At 73.8% G+C, this 19,564-nt stretch carries 19 protein-coding genes; 10 read left to right on the top strand and 9 right to left on the bottom strand.

Annotated elements, in window-relative coordinates:
• Positions 1-54: 54 nt before the first annotated feature.
• A complete protein-coding gene (locus tag ACH4E7_RS26900) occupies positions 55-780 on the bottom strand; it encodes a polysaccharide deacetylase family protein (protein ID WP_396251616.1) in 726 nt (241 codons plus the stop codon).
• Positions 781-1,008: 228 nt separating this feature from the next.
• Between ACH4E7_RS26900 and ACH4E7_RS26895 the strand changes: the two genes are divergently transcribed.
• The 3 genes from ACH4E7_RS26895 (at position 1,009) to ACH4E7_RS26885 (ending at position 2,227) form a co-directional block, all read left to right on the top strand.
• Positions 1,009-1,470, top strand: a complete 462-nt coding sequence (locus tag ACH4E7_RS26895) for a hypothetical protein (RefSeq protein ID WP_396251615.1) — start codon at positions 1,009-1,011, stop codon at positions 1,468-1,470.
• A 212-nt stretch (positions 1,471-1,682) separates the two neighbouring features.
• Entirely contained in the window at positions 1,683-2,027 is a 345-nt protein-coding gene (locus ACH4E7_RS26890; protein WP_355675747.1) for a metalloregulator ArsR/SmtB family transcription factor, read from the top strand.
• 56 nt (positions 2,028-2,083) lie between these two features.
• The gene (locus ACH4E7_RS26885; protein WP_355675748.1) at positions 2,084-2,227 is read left to right on the top strand and encodes a DUF6126 family protein; all 144 of its coding nucleotides are present in this window, start codon (positions 2,084-2,086) and stop codon (positions 2,225-2,227) included.
• A gap of 42 nt (positions 2,228-2,269) precedes the next feature.
• Here ACH4E7_RS26885 and ACH4E7_RS26880 read toward each other — a convergent pair whose 3' ends face one another.
• A complete protein-coding gene (locus ACH4E7_RS26880) occupies positions 2,270-4,762 on the bottom strand; it encodes a cytochrome P450 (protein ID WP_396251614.1) in 2,493 nt (830 codons plus the stop codon).
• A gap of 330 nt (positions 4,763-5,092) precedes the next feature.
• Between ACH4E7_RS26880 and ACH4E7_RS26875 the strand changes: the two genes are divergently transcribed.
• The 4 genes from ACH4E7_RS26875 to ACH4E7_RS26860 all read left to right on the top strand — a co-directional run bounded on the left by ACH4E7_RS26875 (position 5,093) and on the right by ACH4E7_RS26860 (position 9,696).
• Positions 5,093-5,857 carry a sigma 54 modulation/S30EA ribosomal C-terminal domain-containing protein gene (locus tag ACH4E7_RS26875; RefSeq protein WP_396251613.1) on the top strand — a complete coding sequence of 255 codons (765 nt, stop codon included), beginning with the start codon at positions 5,093-5,095 and terminating at the stop codon, positions 5,855-5,857.
• A 56-nt stretch (positions 5,858-5,913) separates the two neighbouring features.
• Positions 5,914-6,351, top strand: a complete 438-nt coding sequence (locus ACH4E7_RS26870; RefSeq protein ID WP_396251612.1) for a hypothetical protein — start codon at positions 5,914-5,916, stop codon at positions 6,349-6,351.
• Between the two features lie 540 nt (positions 6,352-6,891).
• On the top strand, positions 6,892-9,018 hold the full coding sequence (locus tag ACH4E7_RS26865) for an RICIN domain-containing protein (protein ID WP_396251611.1): 2,127 nt from the start codon (positions 6,892-6,894) through the stop codon (positions 9,016-9,018).
• A 114-nt stretch (positions 9,019-9,132) separates the two neighbouring features.
• Entirely contained in the window at positions 9,133-9,696 is a 564-nt protein-coding gene (locus tag ACH4E7_RS26860) for a hypothetical protein (RefSeq protein WP_396251610.1), read from the top strand.
• Positions 9,697-9,741: 45 nt separating this feature from the next.
• Here the strand turns inward: ACH4E7_RS26860 and ACH4E7_RS26855 are convergent, their stop codons facing one another.
• Both ACH4E7_RS26855 and ACH4E7_RS26850 read right to left on the bottom strand, forming a co-directional pair.
• Positions 9,742-10,437, bottom strand: coding sequence for a transglycosylase SLT domain-containing protein (locus tag ACH4E7_RS26855; RefSeq protein ID WP_396251609.1), 696 nt, complete (start codon positions 10,435-10,437; stop codon positions 9,742-9,744).
• 73 nt (positions 10,438-10,510) lie between these two features.
• A complete protein-coding gene (locus ACH4E7_RS26850) occupies positions 10,511-10,717 on the bottom strand; it encodes an antitoxin (RefSeq protein WP_396251608.1) in 207 nt (68 codons plus the stop codon).
• Between the two features lie 256 nt (positions 10,718-10,973).
• Here ACH4E7_RS26850 and ACH4E7_RS26845 point away from each other — a divergent pair, with 256 nt between their 5' ends.
• Entirely contained in the window at positions 10,974-11,546 is a 573-nt protein-coding gene (locus tag ACH4E7_RS26845; RefSeq protein ID WP_396251607.1) for a DUF6542 domain-containing protein, read from the top strand.
• Positions 11,539-13,140, top strand: coding sequence for an LCP family protein (locus tag ACH4E7_RS26840; protein WP_396251606.1), 1,602 nt, complete (start codon positions 11,539-11,541; stop codon positions 13,138-13,140). The genes ACH4E7_RS26845 and ACH4E7_RS26840 overlap by 8 nt, the downstream gene beginning before the upstream one ends.
• A 135-nt stretch (positions 13,141-13,275) precedes the next feature.
• Here ACH4E7_RS26840 and ACH4E7_RS26835 read toward each other — a convergent pair whose 3' ends face one another.
• Both ACH4E7_RS26835 and ACH4E7_RS26830 read right to left on the bottom strand, forming a co-directional pair.
• Positions 13,276-14,082, bottom strand: coding sequence for a nucleotidyltransferase (locus ACH4E7_RS26835; RefSeq protein WP_396251605.1), 807 nt, complete (start codon positions 14,080-14,082; stop codon positions 13,276-13,278).
• Positions 14,083-14,284: 202 nt separating this feature from the next.
• The gene (locus ACH4E7_RS26830) at positions 14,285-15,373 is read right to left on the bottom strand and encodes a DUF6777 domain-containing protein (RefSeq protein ID WP_396251707.1); all 1,089 of its coding nucleotides are present in this window, start codon (positions 15,371-15,373) and stop codon (positions 14,285-14,287) included.
• An 807-nt stretch (positions 15,374-16,180) separates the two neighbouring features.
• Here ACH4E7_RS26830 and ACH4E7_RS26825 point away from each other — a divergent pair.
• Complete coding sequence (locus tag ACH4E7_RS26825) at positions 16,181-17,521, top strand: streptophobe family protein (protein ID WP_396251604.1); 1,341 nt, start codon at positions 16,181-16,183, stop codon at positions 17,519-17,521.
• Between the two features lie 18 nt (positions 17,522-17,539).
• Here the strand turns inward: ACH4E7_RS26825 and ACH4E7_RS26820 are convergent, their stop codons facing one another.
• The 3 genes from ACH4E7_RS26820 to ACH4E7_RS26810 are packed head-to-tail and all read right to left on the bottom strand — an operon-like array spanning position 17,540 to position 19,555.
• Complete coding sequence (locus ACH4E7_RS26820) at positions 17,540-17,914, bottom strand: DUF1304 domain-containing protein (RefSeq protein ID WP_396251603.1); 375 nt, start codon at positions 17,912-17,914, stop codon at positions 17,540-17,542.
• Between the two features lie 46 nt (positions 17,915-17,960).
• On the bottom strand, positions 17,961-18,962 hold the full coding sequence (locus ACH4E7_RS26815) for a serine/threonine-protein kinase (protein ID WP_396251602.1): 1,002 nt from the start codon (positions 18,960-18,962) through the stop codon (positions 17,961-17,963).
• Complete coding sequence (locus tag ACH4E7_RS26810) at positions 18,959-19,555, bottom strand: hypothetical protein (protein WP_396251601.1); 597 nt, start codon at positions 19,553-19,555, stop codon at positions 18,959-18,961. Before ACH4E7_RS26810 ends, ACH4E7_RS26815 begins: the two co-directional genes overlap by 4 nt.
• Between the last annotated feature and the right edge of the window lie 9 nt (positions 19,556-19,564).

Here is a 19,564-nt window from a genome sequence, read left to right as displayed (position 1 = left end):
AGTCGGACTGTGCCCCGGTCCTGCTCCGCCGACGGTCGGGTAGGCCCGGGCCGGCTAGTGGGTGAGCAGTGTGCGCAGGTCGATGAGGCGGTAGCCGCGGGCGCGGGCGGCGTCGATGATGCGGGGGAGGGCTTCGGCGTCGAGGCAGGTGTCCGGGCCGCCTTCGTCGGTGGCGCCGACGTGGAGCTGGAGGACGGCGCCCGGGGTGAGGGCGGCGAGGGCTCGATCGACGGCACGGTCGGCGGTCATGCCGTGCCCGGGGCCGAGGTAGCCGTTGGTGTCGGCGGTGTACTCCAGATCCGCGTAGCCGAGCCCGTTGACGGTCGCGACGGCCTGCGGGGTGGTCGCGCTGTAGGGGAAGCGGAAGAACGGCAGGGGGTCGGCGCCGCCGGCGCGGCGGATGGCGGTGTCGGCTCGGCGCACCTCGGCACGGGCCTGGTCGGGGGTGAGGGCCGTGAAGTCCGGATGGCTGTAGGAATGGTTGCCCAGGCCGTGGCCGGCGGCGGCGATGGCGCGGACGGCGTCGGGGTGGCGGTCGGCGAAGTCGCCGGTGGGGAAGAAGACGGCCGAGGCGTCGCGGTCGCGCAGCACGGCGAGGACGGTGTCCAGCCCGGTTTCGTTCCAGGTGGCGTTGAAGGTGAGGGCGAGGACGCGTTCCTCGGTGGAGATCCGGCGGATCTCGGCGCCGAGCAGCGGCGCGGGTGCCGGGGCGAAACCCACGAGCGCGGCGGGGGTGAGGAGCGCGAGCAAGGCCGCGACGGTGGTGCGGAGTCGGTTCACCCCGGGTTTAACGCGGCGACGCCCGGGGTGGTGCGGGCGTTCGCCCGTTCGCGCGGGAACGCGTCATCGAAGGTCTGCTTTCGGTCGCGTCGCTGGTTCGAAGGGGGAACCGGGATCAGGGGGTTGGAATCACATGGCAAAGTTTTGGTCATGGCGCATATGAAATATCACATGTGCCACATCACCTGTCCTTGACTCGTTTCCTCACACCCTCCGAAGGGGGAGTCCATGAACCGCATCATGCGTATCGCGGCGGGCGCGGCCGGCGCCGTCACGCTGCTCGCGACGCCCGTGTCCGCGCTCGCCGCCACGCCGCAGGCCGCCACTGCCACGGTCACGACCTGCGGCTGGTCCGGGCTGCAGGCCGGGCTGTCCACCAAGGTGTGCGCCGATGTGACCGGCGACGGCGTCGTGCTGTACGGCCAGATCGGGCTGGCCGGGCCGCCCTCGCCGGGGACGCCGTGGCCGCCGGCGCCGCAGGAGCTGGCCACCCGGCTGTCGGCCGAGGTCGTCGGCGGTGACTCGCTCGGCGCGGTGTCCGGGCGCACCGTTTTCGCCGTCAGTACGGTCCGGGTGAACGGCATCGCCGCCACCGTCCCGTGCGGGTCGGTCGTGCACGCCGCCTTTGCCGTCGAGGGGGGCTTCCGAGGACCGGCCCCGGTGACCCTGGATCTGCCGGTGCGTTGCTGACGTCTCGTCACTATGACTGCCGAGCCCGGGAGTTGGCAGCATCCCGGGCTCGGCCCCGGTCTGTGTCGAGATCCTCGGCGGTGTGGGGCGGGTCACCTCCCGCTGTGACGACTTGAAGAAATCTTCATCTGTCGCGATGATGCCTACCGGCCGCGGCGTGGACCCCGCCCGGTCGGACGACCACCGAGCAGGATCCGAGGAGGGAGCGGACTATGCCGGTCCCGCTGTACCAGGCCAAGGCCGAGTTCTTCCGCACTCTCGGGCACCCGGTGCGGATCCGGGTGCTGGAGCTGCTCCAGGACGGACCCCGACCGGTGCGCGAGCTGCTGGCGGAGATCGAGGTCGAGCCGTCCAACCTCTCCCAGCAGCTCGCGGTGCTGCGCCGCACCCAGCTGGTCACGGCCACCCGCGAGGGCAACACGGTGGTGTACGCGCTCAGCACCCCGGACGTCGCCGAGCTGCTGCGCGCGGCGCGCCGGATCCTCACCGAGCTGATCACCGACCAGGGCGCGCTGCTCACCGAGCTGCGCGCGACCGGCGGTCGGGCAGCCCGCTGAGTCCGCAGTCCGCACCCGCGCCCGACCCGACCGGCCGACCCGAGGAGAGCCGCACCATGAGCGACAGTGCCAGTGACAGTACGAGCGAGGAGAAGCGCCGCCGCAAGGCGATGCTGATCCGCGCGGGCATCTACATCTTCGCCACCCACCTGTTCGCCGGCTTCGTCCTGCTGCTGTTCGCGCTGGGCGACCGCAAGTAGCAGCCGTCGGCAAACGGGCCGCCCGTAGCGCGCGGCGGGCGCTCAGCGCGGCTGTGCGTCCGGCACCAGGTAGCGGTCGCTGGTGCTGGTCCAGGCCTGGACTCCCGCGACCAGCTCCCGGGTGCCGTCCAGGTACCAGCGCCCCGCCGGGTGGCGGCGGCGCAGTTCGCGGCGGAGCTCCTCGTTCTCCTGCCACAGCCGTGAGACCCGGGTGCGCACCGCGCGGACGGCACGGCTGCGGGTGCAGCCGCGGACCCGTTGCAGGGTGAGGACGGTGTTGAAGGCGGCCGCGCTCTGGCGTTCCTCCCGCTCCAGGGAGTAGAGGTCGTTGATCAGGGTGGCCGCGTCGGCCGTGTTGGCGCGCAGCCGGTGCAGCGCGGGCTCCGCGTGCAGGGCGGCGGGGGCGTCGGTGCCGTGGACCCGTTCCAGTATGTTCATGAACGGATAGAGGCAGCTGCCGTGGCGGCGAAGCCGCATGGTGTCCGCGAGGCTCAGCCCGAGGGCGGGGACGGTGCCGCGGGCCCGGTGTTCGGCCTCGGCGGGGAAGGTGGCCAGACAGGCCCGCCACTCGCGGGCGGCCCGGGCGCGCCAGGCGGGGGACATCGAGTCGGTCTGGCGGTCCCAGAGCTCCCGCCAGGCGGTGAGCAGCCGGCCGCCGGGGGTGGCCGAGGAGGCGGCCGAGGGGGCGTCGCCGTCGAGGGCGGTGATCAGCGGGTCGACCAACTCGCGGGCCTCGCCGGGGTGGCGTCCGGGCGGGCCGTCGAAGCGGTCGTCCAGGATGGTGAACCAGCCGAGCATGTCGACCAGCAGGTCCAGGTCGCTGCCGCGGGTGTTCGGGAAGGCATGACCGATCAACTCGTGCAGCGCGTAGGCCCGGTAGCCGGGCAGCTCGTCCGGGGCGAGCAGGCCGTGGCGGACCGCCCAGTCGGTGTGCCGGTCGGCGGTGGCGCGCAGTTCGGCGGGCGGGCGGTGTCGGACGCGGGCGGCCGGAGCCGCTGCGGCACCCGTGAACGGGCACCGGCCGGCCGCCGCCCGCGCGGTCACCGCCCGCTCGGTCACCGCCCGCTCGGCCGCCGGAGCGCCCGTGCCGCGATCCGCCGGAGCGGCCGAGCGCGGCGCCAACCGGACCCGCAGCCCCTGCGCCTGGACCGTCGTCCACACCACCTCCCGGGCCCGCGCCCCCGGCACTGCGACCGGCCGCCAGCGGCGCAGGATCGCCGCCGCCGCGACGATCAGCTCGGCCCAGGCGAAGGCCTCGCCGATGCACTTGTGCTTGCCGGCCCCGAACGGCAGGAAGGACGGCCGTCCGACCCCGCCACCGTCCTGCCAGCGCTCGGGGCGGAAGGCGAGCGGCTCCGGGTGCTGCACCGGGTCGCGGTGCAGCGCGGTGAGGCTGTAGAGCAGTTCGGTGCCGGCCGGGATGCGGTACGGGCCGAGCTCGACCGGCACCCGGGCGGTGCGCATCAGGAAGGCGTTGGGCGCGTGCAGTCGCACCACCTCCTGGGTGACGCTGCGGGTGTAGGTGAGCCGGGCGAGCGCCTCCGGGGTGGGGACGGTGCCGGCGGGCAGGTGCTCGTCCAGTTCGGCGAGCAGGCGCTCCTCGACCTCGGGGTGGCGCAGCAGTTCGTCCAGCAGCCAGGTCAGGGTGGTGGAGACGGTCTCCGTCCCGGCGCCGAACATGGTGATCGCCTCGGAGCGGACGTCGGCCTCGGTGAGCGGACGGCCGGTGGCCGGGTCGACGGCGGCCCGCAGGAGGGCCGGCAGGGTGCCCCGGCGCTCCGCCGACGGCGCCGGACCGGCGGGGCCCGAGCGGCCGTTGACGGCCTGGTCGACCACCCGGTTGAGCACCCGGACGGCGGCGTCGAAACGCCTGTTGACGGGCAGCGGCACCCTGGCGAGCGCCGGGTGCGGGTAGAGGGACTGGACGATCTGGCCCTTCACCATGTCCGGCAGCGCCCGGTGGAAGGCGAGGGTGGCCTCCTCGCTGAGCCTGGCGTCGAACAGCGAACGGGTGACGATCTCCAGCGCCAGGTGGTTCATCTCCTTGGCCACGTCGAGGACTTGGCCGGGCCGCCAGCGTCCGGCCCGTTCCTCGGTGACCTGGTGCATCACGGCCAGGTACTCGGCCATCCGGTCCGGGCCGAAGGCGGGCTGGATGATCCGGCGGCGGTCGCGGTGGGCCTGCCCCTCGGACATCAGCAGGCCGTCGCCGAAGGCGCTCTTCAGGGTGTCCTGGACGGCGCCGCGCGGACAGTCGTGGGCGAGCGCGACCAGCAGGGTGTGGACCAGCCGGGCGTCGGTGACCACGCAGACGGTGCGCGGCCCGAGCCGGATGCGGACCACGCCGCCGTGGCGGGACAGCGAGCCGAGGAAACCGAGCGGGTCGCGCAGCAGGGCGGCGGCGTGGCCGAGGCCGGGCACCGCGCCGGGGGCGAGCGGGGGGACGGCCGAGCGGGTCGTGGAGGGTGGTGTGGTTCTCGGGGGGACGATCCTTTTCCGCGTCTCTGCCAGCAGGGCATCAGTCAGCAGGGTCATGGCATTACCTCTCACCAGGGGGCCGGTGTGGGCGGTGCCGGGGAAGGGCACCGGCGGGCCGGCCGGGAGCCGGGGACCGGCGAGCGCGGACCCCGCGTGCACCACTGCGGGGAGGGCGCATGTCATGGGAAACGCGCCGGTTCCACGGGCGTTGCGCCGAACACCGGTGGATCACTCCAACGGTCGATCGGTCGGAGGTCCGGACCCCGTTCCGGAGGAAGCGGCTGACCTGCGGAAGCCGACGCCCGCGGACCCGCCGAGGGGGGTCTTTGGACCCTCGCCACCCCGGCGTGCGACGGCCAGCATGGTACCCGGAGAAGGAGGAATCTGATGACCCGTCTGCGCCACCGGCCCGCCCTCGACGTCCGGGTGGAGATCCGCGGCGAGCTGCCGCGCGAGGACGCCGAGTACGCCCGGGGCCGGGCGCAGGACACCGCCGCCGTCCTGGGCCCCGACGCCCACGCGCTGCGCCTGCGGCTCACCCGCACCCGGGACCGCTCGGTGACCCGGCCCGCGCTCGCCCAGGCCGGCGTGGAACTGGACGGCGCGGGCCCGGTCCGGGTGCAGCTGGCCACCGGCACCGTCCGGGAGGCCGTCGACCTGGTGCTCGGCACGCTGGCCGGCCGGGCCGTCCGGCTGCGCGAGCAGGGCGACATCGGCCTCGCCGCCGCGTACGAGAGCGCCTACCGCCCGCAGTACGCCGACCGCCCGCTGGCCGAGCGGCGGATCGCCCGGCGCAAGACGGTCGTGCTCGCCCGCCGCACGCCCGAGCAGGCCGCGCGCGAACTCCTGACGCTGGACCGGCGGTTCCACCTGTTCGCGGACGCCGCGACCGGGCGGGACAGCCTGGTGCAGCGCTGCCCGCTGAGCGGCGCGGTGCAGCTGTGGTCGGTGGACACCGACCCGGCGCCCCCGCTGGATCTCGCCGAGACGGCCCGCCGACTCTGGCTCACCGGCCGACCGTTCGTCTGCCACACCGACCCCGGCGACCGCCGCGCCCGGGTGCTCTACCGGCGCTACGACGGCCACTACGGCCTGATAACGCCGGTGTCGGACAGTCGGAGCGGGGCAGGAACCCCCTCGGCACAGGACTGATCAGAGAGATTCCACAACGCAAGACTCCACCGACGCCACGACAGGGGACCGGGACCATGGACTGCGACGACGAGGTCATGCTGACCGTCCGGATCACCGCCGCCGAGCGGGCGCTGCTGCGGTACCTCACCCGCGGGCACGGCGGCGACGTCTCCGAGGTGGCGGTCGACGGTCTGCTGGAGGTCGTCCCGGCGCTGTACGACGACGCCTCCGTCCTGCCGCTGCTGCGGGTCCTCGCCCGGCCCGCGCCCTGCGCGCTGACCCTCTGGCTGCCCGCCCCGGTCGCGGACCTGCTACCACTGCTGGGTGAGCGGCTCGCGCGCACCGGCGGGCCCTCGGCCGGGCCGGCCAGCGCCGCGCTCTCCGCCGCCCTGCGGCTCTGGCTCGCCGGGGACCGCGCCGTGCTCGCCGCCGGACTGGCCCGGCTGCACGGCGGCTGCGGCGCCGCCGGGGCGACGGCTGTCGAACCGGCCCGGATCGGGGCCGCCGCGTGACCGGCGAACAGGGGTGACCGGTCGTCGTGTGACGGGCGACACCGGCATGTTCGGGGCGGAAACCTGCCTGGTCAGAGCCCTGGTCAGGGCCCTGGTCGCGGCCCGCCGACAGGTCTAGCGCTCCGTCACGGCCGTCGGAGTCACCGGTCCCGGGACTCCGGCCGGGTGGCCGCCGACACCCCCTGCCGGGGAACGCACACCCCCCGAGTGCGCTCCCCGGCACCCTCATGTGCGCACCTGTAGGCCCGCATCCGCTGCGCCCGCATCTTTTTTGTGTCGTTGCCTTCGTGCCCGCACCGTCGCGTCCCCGCATGCCCGCCACCCGACATCTCGAACGCGCCGAAGAATTTCGCAAGAGGTTTCTGTTATTCCCACCCGTCCCAGCCGCTCTCCGGAGTGTCGGAAGGTCTGAGCGTCCCTCACCACTGGGCGCTCGGGTCGTCGCACGAGGAAAGGAACGCGATGGGACACCGGAGCAGCGAGCTGCGTCGGCGCAGGCGCCGCAGGCTTACCCGTAGGAGCGTCGTTGTCGCCGCAGCGGTGGCAGCCGCACTTGTTGCGGGAACGTTGGGCCTGCGCACGGCGCTGGAGCCGGCCGCGCACAGCGCCGTCGCAGTGGCGGACGCTCCGGCCGATCGGGTCGCCGCGGTCGCCGACGGCGGCGACGACGGCGGTCCCGGCGAGACCGGCACGGCCGAGGGCGGTACCAAGGCGCCCGCCGCCCCGAAGCGGGACGAGAAGGCCGCCCCGCCCAAGGCGATACCCAAGGACCAGCCGGAACGAGGGCTGGTCTACACGGGTTTGAACCTGCCGAGCAGCGACCGCTGCGGCAACATGCTGGAGGTCACCGGCAGCACCCAGTGCAGCCACGGCCCGGACGTGCCGCCCAAGGACGTGGACATCCACAAGGACGTCCAGCCGGTGGCCGCCCCGGCCGCCCAGGCGCCCGCGCTCACCCCGGCGGCGAACGCCCAACCGCCCGCCGCCGCCGACCTGCTGAAGGGCGGCGCGCCCGTCCTCGACGCGACGCAGAAGGCGCTGCTGAGCGACTCCGGCACCGCGGCTGCCCCGCAGGGCGCCCCGTCCCAGGCCCCGGCCGGCGGCTCGGGCCTGGTCTGCGAGGGTGACGGCAGCAGCGGCAACCGCGTCCAGGTGGTGTACGTGCACACCCCGGGCAACGACCGCTTCGCCCAGTACCTGTCCTCGTTCAAGAAGTGGGCCGCGGACGTCGACGTCATCTACAATGCCAGCGCCCAGGAGACCGGCGGCGTCCGGCACGTCCGCTTCGTCACCGAATCCGACTGCACCGCCTCGGTGTTGAACGTGCAGATCTCCGACTCCGAGATCCAGGACTTCAACGCGAGCAACCGGGCCCTCGCCGCGCAGGGGTTCAACCGCAAGGACCGCAAGTACATGATGTTCACCGACGCCAAGGTGTACTGCGGCATCGGCACCTTCGCCGGCGACGAGCGCCCCGGCCAGGACAACCTCAGCAACTTCGGCCCCTCGTACGGGCGGACCGACTCCGGCTGCTGGAGCGGCTCCACCGCCGCGCACGAACTCGGCCACAACCTGGGCGCGGTGAACAACAGCGCCCCCAACTCCAGCAAGGCCGGCCACTGTACGGACGAGTGGGACATCATGTGCTACTCGGACGCCCCCTACTACCCGCAGATGCGGACCGTCTGCCCGGACCGCGCCCATGACGACCGGCTGGACTGCAACCACGACGACTACTACAACACCTCGCCCGCGCCCGGCAGCTACCTGGCCACGCACTGGAACGTCGCCAACAACCGCTTCCTCATCGCGGGCAACGGCACCGGCCCGAACCCCACGCCCACGCCCACGCCCACGTCGACCCCTACGGCTACAGGATCGCCCACCCGCACGCCCTCGCCGTCCCCGACGCCCACCGGCAGCCCCACCGCCACGCCGACCGGCTCCCCGTCGCCGACCGCGACCCCGACCACGGGAGGCAACGCCCCTGACGTCACGACCAGTCAGGTCACCCAGAACTCGGTGATGCTGAGCTGGACCGCCGTCCCGGCCGCGACCGGCTACGACGTCCAGCTGAACGGCCAGACCATCGGCACCGTCCGCTCGACCGTGGTCGGCGTGGTCCGACTGGCCCCCGGCACCTCCTACACCGTGGCCGTCGCCGTCCACGACGCCGCCGGAACCGTCGGCAAGCCCGGCCGCGCGACCACCTTCAAGACCCTCGCGGACGCGGGCCGCCCGCAGCCCAGCACCCACTACACCATGGTCAACGGCCTCACCGGCCAGGCCGCGGACCTGTGGGGCAGCTCGATGAACGACGGCACCGTCGCCATCGCCTACCAGCGCACCGGCTACGCCAACCAGAAGTGGGTCTTCGACGACGCCGGCAACGGCGCGGTGCGGATCAAGTCCGTGCGCTCCGGCAAGTGCCTGCAGCTCGGCGGCACGCCCGTCGCCGGGCAGTACGTCGCGCAGCAGCCGTGCGGCGACGCCGCCGCGCAGAAGTGGCAACTCAACGCCACCGAGGGCGGGTTCACCGTCACGGCGGACGGCTCCACCCTGGTGCTCGGGCTCAGTGACCGTTGGTACTACGGTGGTTGGCTGTTGGAACTGCAGCAGCCGAACGGCCGGCCGTACCAGAACTGGTCGCTGCTGAAGACCACGTAAGCACGCTCGAACCCGCACAACACGGGTGCGGCCGCCGTCACCACCCGACGGCGGCCGCACCCGGCACTACTGTGCCAAGCACCCTCACCCCCACCGCCCCGAGGAACGCCCGCCATGCGAACCCGCCCGCTTCTCGCCGCCCTCGCCCTCTCCGCCGCGGCCGTCCTGCCCCTCGCCGCGCCCGCCGCCGCCCACGGCGACTCCGTCCACCTGGACCTCACCGGCCAGCAGAACGGCCACGTCAGCACTGTCGCCACCTGGGAGAACGACCACGACCTGGTCACCGAGGAGTTCGCCGGCACGCTCTCCGCGACCGCCGCCGACGGCCGTGCCGTCGGCCCCTGGCGGCTGGTAGCCGTCCCGGGCAGGCCGGGGACGTACACCACCCGCGAGCTGCTGCCCGCCGGGCACTGGCGGGTGACCGTCGACTGCGCGTTCCCCTCCCTCGGCCACGCCGAGCGCGAATTCGACGTCGAGGCGGCCGCGATCACCGACCCGGCGCCGTTGGGCCTGAGCACGGAGTCCGCGCCCACCCCGGTGACGGCGGCGGCGACCACCGCCACCCCCGCCCACGAGACCACCGACAACGCCACCACCTGGGCCGCCATCGGCACCGCCACCGCGGCCGTCCTGATGGTCGCCGCCGGCTTCTGGCTCCGCCGCCGCACGCGCGGCTGACCGCCGCCGGAACTGACCGCCGCCGCAACTGACCGCAGGCGGGGTCTACTTCACGGCCTCGCCGGACTTCGCCCAGTTGTCGTGCAGACGGTCGAGGTAGGACTGCGCCTGCGAACCGATCTTGACGCCCCGGGCGAAGGCCAGCATGTTGCCCGCGCCGGCGTTGTAGCCGAGGGCGAGCAGTTCGTCCTTGTCGAGCGGCGCGCTCGGCCGCGCGGGCAACTGCCCCGCGAGGTCGTGCAGATGCCAGGCGGCGGCCTCGATGGCCAGGTTGCGGTCGTCCGGCAGTTCCTCCCACTGGCGAGAGGCGAACGGGCGGCCCGGCTTGGTGTCGTCGAAGGCGGCCCGGTGCATGTTGGCGATGCCGAAGGAGGCGTCGGGCTTGCCGCGCTGCCAGGCCCGTTCGAGATCCGGGTCGTGCGGCTTGTACGACTCGTTGTAGAGGATCGCCATCAGCAGCTGCGGATCGACCCCGGCCTCGGCGGCGTACCGGCGCACCGGCGCCGCGTAGTCGGCCGGGTCGTAGCGGCCGGAGGGCTTGGACGGCGCGGCCGAGGACGCACCGGCGGACGGCGAGCCGGACGGCGCCGCGGCTACTGCGCCACCGGCGGAGGAGGGGGACGGCGAGGAGGGGGCCGCGGCGTCGTGCCCGCCCCCGCGAACGATGCCCCACCCGGCGGCGACCAGGACGCCGATCACGATCCAACGCCCCCAGCGCGTCTGCTTCCGCTCCTCGCTCACCGCTTCCGGCCCCTCCCCGTCAGCTCGTTCCCTCGTTCGATCGTGGTACAGCCGATCGTGCCTCGCGGCGGGCCTATTCGGTGGGCTTCTGGTCCCCGTCGAGGTTGCGCAGGAAGTCCTTCGCCTTCTCGACACCGGTGTCGATCTGCCCGCTGTACTTGCCGTCCGTGCGGTCGTCGATCACGTCGCCGACCTTCTCCAGACCCTGCCCGAGCACGTCGCTGTGCTCGCGGGCGAGGTCGGTGGCCTTGTCCGCGAGGTTCTTCAGACTCTCAAACATGGTGACGCTCTGCTCCTCTGATGCGTTCCTGTTGGTGTGCCGACGTGGCGGGGATCATGGTCATCCTAACGACGGCGCACCGGGCGGTTCGGCCCTGCCGAACGGCGGCGGGTGACTTTGCTGAAATGGGTTTGTATGCTCCAGCCCAACCTCTACAGGCCTGTAGAAGTTGGGAACGCCGCAGGACGGAAGGCGTCCCGGCACGTGCGGTGGCGTGGTCGCGCCGCCGCAGCCGACACGACCGAGGGATGTGCGCATGGCCGGCCAGCGGGCGAGAACGCCGTACCAGGACGCGGGACCGCGCACCGAGGACCCCGCCGTGCCCGCCCAGCGCTCCCGCGCGGCCGGCGGCGACGCCGAACCGGTCCGGGACACCCGCGCCCAGCGCGCCGGGGCCGCGCGCCGCAGGCAGCAGGCGCGTCGGCGCGACGGACTGCTGGCGGCGCTGGCGGCGGTCGGCGTGCCGCTGCTCGGCGGGATCGCGGACGAGCTGGGCGGCCCCGGCGTCGGCATCCTCTTCGCGGCCGGCGCGGTGCTCGGTACGGCCGTCGCGGCCGCGCTGTGCAGCTGGACCGGCCGCTGGTGGGTGGTCACCGCCGCCCCGATCGTGGTGCTGCTCACGGCGTCGGGCGTCGAGTACTCGTCGAACCCCGACAAGTACCACGGCAAGGGCCTCGGCACCGGCGCGGTGCGCTGGGTGGTCGGGGCGTTCCCGGTGATGGCGGAGGCGGTGGCCGCCGGGCTGGTGGTCATCGTGATCCGGACCGTGCTGGACCGCCGCCGACCCGGCCGGGCCGCCGCCCCCAGTGGAAGGAGTCGCCGTGGCTGAGCGCGGTAACCGCCCCCGCCCGCGCGGCCGGGCGCCGCGCCGAGGGGCCGCCCCGCTGACCGTGGCCGGCCGCACCCTCGCCTGCACCGTCTCGGCCACCGTGCTCGGCGCCAGTGGCTTCACCTGGTACGAGTACCGCAGCCTGGACGACGGCATGATCAAGTCCACCGCGCTGAGCGAGGCCAAGAAGAACGCGCCGCCGCACCTGGACAAGTCCGTCAACCTGCTGCTGATCGGCCTGGACAGCCGCAAGGACATGGACGGCAACGACCTGCCCAAGCAGTTCGTCGAGGACGAGCTGCACGCCGGCTCCAGCGAGATCGGCGGGTACAACACCAACGCCCTGATCGTGCTGCACATCCCGGCCAACGGCGGCAAGGTCACCGCGCTGTCCGTCCCGCGCGACGACTATGTGCAGACCGTCGGCGCCGACGGCAGGACGCACAAGATCAAGGAGGCCTACGGCATCGCCAAGGAGGCCGCCGAGGCGAAACTCGCCGGCAAGGGGCTCTCCAGGGCGGACATGGAGCGGCAGAGCCGGGAAGCCGGGCGCTCGGCCACCATCCAGACCGTGCAGAGCTTCCTGGACGTCCCGATCGACCACTTCGCGGAAGTCAACCTGATCGGCTTCTACGACATCGCCAAGGCCGTCGAACCGATCCAGGTCTGTCTCAACCACCCGGTCGACGATCCGATCATCGCCCGCACCGCCACCCACGAGGGCGGCGGCACCGGCCTCAAACTGCCCGCCGGGATCAGCTCGCTCGACGCCGCCCAGGCGCTCTCCTTCGTCCGCCAGCGCCACCATCTCACCAACGGCGACCTCGACCGCACCCATCGGCAGCAGGCGTTCATCTCCTCCGTCGAGTACAAGCTCAAACAGCGGGGCATCCTCAACGACTTCGGGCAGATGCAGAAGCTGTTCGGGGTGGTGAAGAAGGACGTCGTCATCGACAACGAGTGGAACATCCTCGACTTCGCCCAGCAGGCGCCCAACCTCACGGGCGGCAACGTCGAGTTCAACACCCTGCCGATCGCCGGGTTCAAGACCATCGGCGGGCAGGAGGTCAACACCGTCAACCCGGACCTGATCAAGAAGATCGCCCGACAGCTGTTCAGCCGTGAACCGGCACCCGGGGCTCCGGCGGCCGCCCCGAGCCAGGCCCCGAGCGAGACGGCCGCCGCGGCGCCCTCGCCCAGCGCCGCGCCCAAGTCCGTGGTGGACGTCAACGCGGCGGCGGGCGCGGGCGCGGCCTCCACCGAGTCCAAGGCGCTGGTCGAACTCGGCTTCCAGGCGGGCAGGATCGGCGACGCGCCGGCCAGGACCCGGGCGACGACGGTGACGTACGGCAGCGGCGCCAAGGCCGGCGCCCAGCAGATCGCGGCGCGCTACGGGGTCACCGCCGTCCCGTCCGCCGCGGTCGCGGCGGGCCACGTCGTGGTCACCCTCGCCGCCGGCAGGACGCCGACGCCGACTTCGGCGGCGCCCACGGCGGGCGCCTCGGGCTCGACCGACGGCTCCACCGACCCGGCGGCGGGGCTGCCCATGCAGGGGCCGGCCGTGAAGGCGGGCGGGATCCCCTGCGTGGACTGAGCCGTCGAGGGGCGGGCGCCTACCAGCCGGTCTGGTCCGGTCGGTTGGCGCGGAGGTCCCGCAGGGGCTTCCGATCGAGCACCTCGTCGTGGACGACCCGGCCGTCCACGACGGCACCGACGCGGGGGCGGGCGGTCAAGGGCGCGGGGCCTTCGCACCGTGCACGGCGATGTACTCGGCGGCGAGCCAGGGGCCGAGGTCGTCGACGAGCGTGCCGAGGGCGGCGCGGTCGGCCGTGGGGGTGCGGGTGATGGACGCGGCGAGGCGCATCTGGTCGGCGCGCTGCGGGTAGTAGCCGGCGAAGGCCTCGGCGGAGGCGGTCAGGTCGCTGGTCCAGCCGCCCCAGCGGGGCATGACCAGGGTGAAGCCGGTACGGACGATCCGGCGGGAGACCGTGCGGCTGAGCGCCTTCAGGCCGGCGTCCGAGTCGGCGGCGTCCAGCCGTTCGCGCCAACGGGGGAGGGCGAGGGCGAGGTCGCCGTTGGTCTCACGGGCGAGCAGGGAGGTCGGGCGGTAGCGGGGGAGTCGCCCGGCGAGGTCCCCACCGAGCAGCGGGGTGCACAGGCAGGCGATGAACCAGCCCAGGTCGTGGCGCTCCAACTCGCTGAGCAGCGTACCGGTGGAGAACAGGAGTACGCCGACGCCGTCGATCTGGGGGAAGGTGGCGTCCAGCCCGGCCTCGAGTGCGTCGGCCTCGGTGCGGTCGGCGGGGGTGGGCTCGTGGCGCAGGGCGAGCAGCAGGTCGAGGTCGGAGACACCGGGGACCGCGGTGCCGCGCGGGATGCTGCCGTAGAGGTAGGCGCTGTGCAGCCCGGCGGGGTCGAAGGCGGCGGCGATCCGCTCCCGGGCGGTTTCGACCACCGGCGCGAACTCTGCGGGAACCCGCTCCAGCGAGCCCTCCCGTGCGATGTACCCGTCTTCGTCCAGTCCCCTGTCGATCATGACGGCACTCTGCCCGCCCGAAGCGCGGTCGGCCAGCGAATATCCCCGGCGACCGTCGCCGGGTCGAGTTGTCAGCCGGGTGTGCCAGCATCCGTCGTGCACGAATGCAGAAAGGGTCGGTATGGGCACCTGAGGCATCTGCCCCGAGACGTGCCGCTGCCACCGGCCGTGGTCGGACGGTGGCAGCGGAGGTCGGGCAGCGTCACTGAGCGGCGCTGCTCGTCGTCGTGCCGGTACTCGTGGTCATGCCGGTGCTCGTCGTCGCGCTGGTGCTCGTCGTCGTGCTCTTACTGTTCGGCGACTGGGTGAGCGTCGAGGTGGTGCTGGACGTCCCCGTCGAGGCTCCGGAGGAGGTGTTCGTCGTCGCGGTCGGTGCCGACGGTTTGGCCGAGCTGGTCGAGGCCGAGGCCGATCCCGTTCCGGTCGAGGCTCCGGAGGAGGTGTTCGTCGTCGCGGTCGGTGCCGACGGTTTGGCCGAGCTGATCGAGGCCGAGGCCGATCCCGTCCCGGTCGAGGCTCCGGAGGGCGTGGCGCCCGACGAGGTGGCTCCGGAGGATGTGGCGCCCGACGAGGTGGCTCCGAAGGACGTGGCGCCCGACGAGGTCGCGCCGGAGGACGTGGCTCCGGAGGACGTGGCGCCCGACGAGGTCGCGCCGGAGGACGTGGCTCCGGAGGAGGTGGCACCCGACGAGGTCGCCCCCGAGGTGGTCGCCGGCCGAGACCCGGACGTGGCGCCGGAGGCCGACGTCGTCCCCGACGGCGTGGCCGGCTTCATCGGTGCGGGCGGCGGGACACCGGGTGCCAGCGGCCCCTTCGGCGCGTCGACGTGCTGGTCGACGACCTCGATCCGCCCGGTCTGGCGGGCGAACCAGCCGCCAGTCTCGACGTTGATCAGGATGATCTCGGTCACCGGCTGCGGCGCGGGGACCACGATGATCAGGGTGGTCGGCTGGAAGCCCGGCCACGGGTGCCCGATGTACTTGGCGTTGGAGACCAGCACCGGCGGCTTCATCGGGTTGCCGCACGAGCAGCGAACCCGGGGCACACCCTGCGCGTCCACCAGCACGGCGGTGCCGGCCTGGAGCGCCGACTGGTACTCCGTCACCACGCCGCTCTTGTAGGTGTGGTTGGTCACCCGGGTGTCCACCCGCAGGTACGCCGAGGTCAGCGAGCGCAGGTAGGACGGGATCGCGGACTGGTCGATGCCCGCGGCGGAGGACCAGGCCCGGCCGACGTCGCCGGTGGAGACCATCGTGATCAGCCGCTCGGTGTCGCAGCTCGGCTTGGACATCGTCCCGGCGTACAGCCCGTTCGAGGTCCCCTGGACGCTGTGCAGGGCCGCCGGGGACGTGCTGTGGGCCGTCTGCCCGGGCGGCTGCGTCTGGGAGGTCGCCCGGGAGGTCGTCGGGGAGGTCGCCCGGGAGGTCGCCGGTGGGGTCGGCGGTGGGGTCGCCTGGGAGGTCGCCTGGGCGGGAGCGGGTGCGCTCACCGGGTTGGTTTCCACCGATGGGGTGAACGGGTCCGGGCCCGGGTCGGCCGGCGCCTGCAGGGCGACCTCGTTTGCGGTCGGGACCGTCTCGGTCTTGGTGCCGCCGCCCTGGTCGCTGACGATCAGCACGGTGGCCACCACGGCCGCCGCCAGTGTGGCGGCGGCCGCCGCCAGGCCCTTCCCGGAACGCCACCACGGCGTGCGCGGCCCGCCACCCTTGCCACCGCCCGCAGGCGGGCCGGAGGGCGGCGGGGGTACGGACGGCGGTCCGGACGGCGGTCCGGCCGTACCGCCACCCGGCGGGGGCCCGGCGAGGGGGCCGGACGGGGGACCGGCCGGCGGGCCGACGGGCGGCTCGTTCGGCGGGCCGGAGGGAGGCGGTTGGGAACTCATCGAGGCTCCGTTTCGCAGGCGGCCGGCGCGTACGGCCGGCACGGGAAGCTCCTGCCATATCGGGTTCCATTTCTCCCCCGCTGCCCGTTCGCCGCAACAGCAGGTTTCGCGGTCGTCGCCGAGCGTGCCCATCCGCCGTCGGTCACGCTGGGAACCGACACCCCGGGGAACCGACCGCCGGGAACCGATCGGGCCCGCGGAGCCAGAGGAGGCGGCATGCAGCAGCCCACCACCCGGGCCGCGGGCCCGCCCGGCGCCGCACGCGGCTGGCTGGACGCGCTCGCCGTGGTGCTGGCCGGGCTGGTCGCGATGGCGGTGACGGCCGCGCTCGGCCTCTGGCTGGCCGGCGCCGGCGACCTCCCCGAGGGCGGCTTCCCGCCCGTCCTCGCCGCGACGATGGCGCTCGCCGTCGGCGGATCCGTCCAACTCGACGGCGGCGCGGGAAGTTTCGCCGCCGTGGACGCCGGCATCACCGCGATGCCGCTCACCGTCTCGCTGGTCGGCGCGGTCGCGATGGCCGAGGTGTTCCTGCGTCAGCTGCGCTTCCGAGCGGTGGCCGGGGGAGGCGAACTGCTGGGCCGCATCGCCCGGACGGTGGTGCTCTGGGTGCTCGCCCTGGTGCTGATCACTGTCGTCGCCACGCACACCTTCGTGATCCAACTCGGCGGCGGCCTGGTGCAGTCCATCGGGGGCGCGCTCGGCCTCACCCCGGAGGTCGGCTTCCACGCGGACGGCCTGACCACGATCGGCATCGGGCTGGCCTGGCTGCTGTTCGTCCTCGCGGCCGTCTTCGCGGTCTCCCGGCGGGCGCCGCTGCCCGGCATCCTGCTGCGCTACCAACTCGCCGTCCGCCCGGCCGCGTTCGCGCTCTGGATGGTGCTACTGGCGTATGTGGCGATCGGCGCGGTGGCCGGGGTGCTGACCGCGATCGTGCACGGCAACGCCCGACAGACCCTGGCCGTGGTGCTGCTCGCCCTGCCCGATCTGGTCTGGCTGGCCTTCGGCATCGGGCTCGGCGCCCGGTGGCACGGACAGCTGGTCGGCGCGCTCGGCCTGCCCGTCCCCGAACCGCTCAGCGCGGTGCTACGCACCCCGAATGGTGAGGAGGCGACCGTCGACCTCGGCACCCTGGCCGAACACGACGCCCGTAGCTGGTGGCTGCTGGCGGTGGCCGCCGTGCTGCTGCTCGCCGCCGCCTTCCTCGCCGCCCACCGCTCCCCGCGCACCGTGCGGCTCTGGCAGCACGCCGTCCGCTTCGCCCTGGCCACCGCCGTCACCGTGCTGCTGGTCGGCCTGTGGACCCGGATCGACGCCCACTACGGGCTCTCGGTCCTCGGCGTCGGCCTCGGCCAGGGCGGTCTCGCCGACCTTCTCAACACCGTCCTCGGCGGCAACAACCCGGTGGCCGGGCTCGGCAGCGGCAGCCTGACCCTGCTCCTGGAGTTCTGGACGGCCGTCCCGCTGGCGGCGGGCTGGGGGCTGCTCACCGGAGCGCTCGGCGCGCTGCTCGCGGCCCGGTTCCGGCATCGCGGCGAGGTGACGGAGAGCGGCGGCTGAGACCGCCCGCCGAAAGGTTCAGACCGCCCCGGCGATCAGGATGACCGCCGCCGGGACGGCCTGGCCCAGGGCGCCGCGCCACAGCTTCGGCTCGGACACGAACAGGGTGATCCCGCCGGCCACCATGAACGCGCCGATGTAGAGGATCACGGGCCGCCCCGACCCGGCGTGCCCGGTGTGCAGCAGGACCAGGCCCGCGACCAGGCCGAGGGCCAGGAAAAGGTTGTAGAAGCCGACGTTGAAGCGCCACAGCCGGACCTCCGGGGCGTCCGCCGTGCTGCCGGTGAGCAGGTAGCGCACCCGTGGGTGCCCGTACAGGTAGCTCTCCAGCGGCCACACCACCAGGTGGATCGCGGCGGCGAGCATGGCGAAGACCTGGCTCACGGCGTTCATGGTCGGCGGCTCCCTCTGGCTCTCGGGGCAGGACGGTCCCGGCGGTTCAGTTCCGGGGTGGTGGGTGGACCGCTGACACGGCCCAGGCGGGCGGCTCGGGGACCCGGAGCAGGCCGGGGTCGACCACCGGGACGACCTGGGTCGGCGGCCCGCCACCGGCCCACGGGGCGGGGACGATGGCCGCCCGCAGCTCGGCGACGAACTGCAGACAACTGGCGTACCGCTCCCCGGACACCTTGGCAAGGGCGCGGGAGACCACCGCCGCCACCGCCGACGGGAGGTCCGGCCGGTGCTCGCTCAGCAGCGGCGGCGGGTCGTTGAGGTGGGCCCAGAGCAGTGCGAGGTCGCTCTCCCGGCGGAACGGCGGCGCACCGGCGAGCATCTCGAAGACCACGCAGCCCAGGCTGTACTGGTCACAGCGCCCGTCCAGCGGCTTGCCCGAGATCTGCTCGGGCGCCGCGTAGTCCAGCGTTCCGACGATCTGGCCGACGCTGGTCAGCCCGCTGAGCGACAGGGACTTCTTGGTGAGCCCGAAGTCCGCCAGGTAGAGGTGCTCGGGGTGCTCGCTGTCGGTCCCGGCGGCGACCAGCACGTTGCCCGGCTTGACGTCCCGGTGCACCAGGTCGTGGTCGTGCGCGGCGTCCAGCGCGGAGGCGATCTGCAGCGCCAGCCGGGCGGCGCGCTCGACGGGGAGCGGGCCCGCCCGGTTCATCAGTCCGCGCAGGTCCCCGCCCTCGACGTAGCGCATCGCGAGATAGAGGATGCCGTCGTGCTCGCCCGCCTCGAACACCGGGATGATGTGCGGGTGGTCGATCGCCGCGGCGGCCTCGGACTCGTGCATGAAGCGCTGCCGGAACACCTCGTTGCGGGCCAGCTCGGGGGCCAGCAGCTTGACCGCGACGGTCCGGCCCAGTCGCAGGTCCTTGGCCCGGTAGACCACGGCCATCCCACCGCGCCCGATCTCGCCCTCCAGCCGGTAGCCCGCGACCTTCCGTCCGACCAGTCCGGCGGGCAGGCCGGTGGTGGTGGGCGGCTGGGCGGGGATCACGGCTCGCCGGTCCGGGTGGGCGCGTACGGGCTGCGCACCGACGGGGTCGGGGAAGCGGGCGCGGGCCCGGGCGCGGGCGCTTGCGGAGGCGAGAGCGCGGGCTGTGGCGAGGGCCGGTCGGTGGCCGCGTAGGTCTGCAGCTGCAGCCCGTCGCAGTAGCACCAGCGGTCGTGCACCGGGTCGAACACCCAGAGCTCCTCGCCGTCCGCCACCAGGCCGATCCGCAGGCCGCGGGCCCGCTCCCGGAAGGACTCCAGGTCCAGGACGCCGACCGCGAGGTCCTCCAGCAGGGCGCGGTAGCGGGTCAGCGCGGCCTCGGCCTCGGCGAGTGCCGGGCGCGGGTCGGCGGTCCGGGCGGGCGGGCCCCCGGCGGCGGGCGGCGGCTGGGGGAGGGCCACCAGCAGGCGGCCGTCCACCCAGGTGGTCCAGCCGTTGGCGCAGAGCACCTGCGCCCAGTCACCCTGGCCGGTGATCAGCCGCAGCGGGAGCAGCGGGTCCAGCCGGGCGGAGGGTCGCGCCGGATCCGGGGCCGCCCAGGTCGCCATCCCGGTCGGCGGCGCGACATGGGTGGGGCGGAACGCGAACTCGTCCATCGGCGGCTC

The sequence above is a fragment of the Kitasatospora sp. NPDC018058 genome (assembly GCF_044327205.1).
GTDB lineage: Bacteria > Actinomycetota > Actinomycetes > Streptomycetales > Streptomycetaceae > Kitasatospora.
Note: the sequence above shows the minus strand (reverse complement) of the source record. Positions and strands in the feature narration are given on the sequence as shown.

What these genes read in the sequence shown, in the direction of transcription:
- ACH4E7_RS26895 (WP_396251615.1), top strand. Translation starts at nt 1,009, where the DNA reads ATGAACCGCATCATGCGTATCGCGGCGGGCGCGGCCGGCGCCGTCACG.
- ACH4E7_RS26890 (WP_355675747.1), top strand. Translation starts at nt 1,683, where the DNA reads ATGCCGGTCCCGCTGTACCAGGCCAAGGCCGAGTTCTTCCGCACTCTC.
- ACH4E7_RS26885 (WP_355675748.1), top strand. Translation starts at nt 2,084, where the DNA reads ATGAGCGACAGTGCCAGTGACAGTACGAGCGAGGAGAAGCGCCGCCGC.
- ACH4E7_RS26880 (WP_396251614.1), bottom strand. Translation starts at nt 4,762, where the DNA reads ATGACCCTGCTGACTGATGCCCTGCTGGCAGAGACGCGGAAAAGGATC.
- ACH4E7_RS26875 (WP_396251613.1), top strand. Translation starts at nt 5,093, where the DNA reads ATGACCCGTCTGCGCCACCGGCCCGCCCTCGACGTCCGGGTGGAGATC.
- ACH4E7_RS26870 (WP_396251612.1), top strand. Translation starts at nt 5,914, where the DNA reads ATGGACTGCGACGACGAGGTCATGCTGACCGTCCGGATCACCGCCGCC.
- ACH4E7_RS26860 (WP_396251610.1), top strand. Translation starts at nt 9,133, where the DNA reads ATGCGAACCCGCCCGCTTCTCGCCGCCCTCGCCCTCTCCGCCGCGGCC.
- ACH4E7_RS26850 (WP_396251608.1), bottom strand. Translation starts at nt 10,717, where the DNA reads ATGTTTGAGAGTCTGAAGAACCTCGCGGACAAGGCCACCGACCTCGCC.
- ACH4E7_RS26845 (WP_396251607.1), top strand. Translation starts at nt 10,974, where the DNA reads ATGGCCGGCCAGCGGGCGAGAACGCCGTACCAGGACGCGGGACCGCGC.
- ACH4E7_RS26835 (WP_396251605.1), bottom strand. Translation starts at nt 14,082, where the DNA reads ATGATCGACAGGGGACTGGACGAAGACGGGTACATCGCACGGGAGGGC.
- ACH4E7_RS26830 (WP_396251707.1), bottom strand. Translation starts at nt 15,373, where the DNA reads ATGTCCAAGCCGAGCTGCGACACCGAGCGGCTGATCACGATGGTCTCC.
- ACH4E7_RS26825 (WP_396251604.1), top strand. Translation starts at nt 16,181, where the DNA reads ATGCAGCAGCCCACCACCCGGGCCGCGGGCCCGCCCGGCGCCGCACGC.
- ACH4E7_RS26820 (WP_396251603.1), bottom strand. Translation starts at nt 17,914, where the DNA reads ATGAACGCCGTGAGCCAGGTCTTCGCCATGCTCGCCGCCGCGATCCAC.
- ACH4E7_RS26810 (WP_396251601.1), bottom strand. Translation starts at nt 19,555, where the DNA reads ATGGACGAGTTCGCGTTCCGCCCCACCCATGTCGCGCCGCCGACCGGG.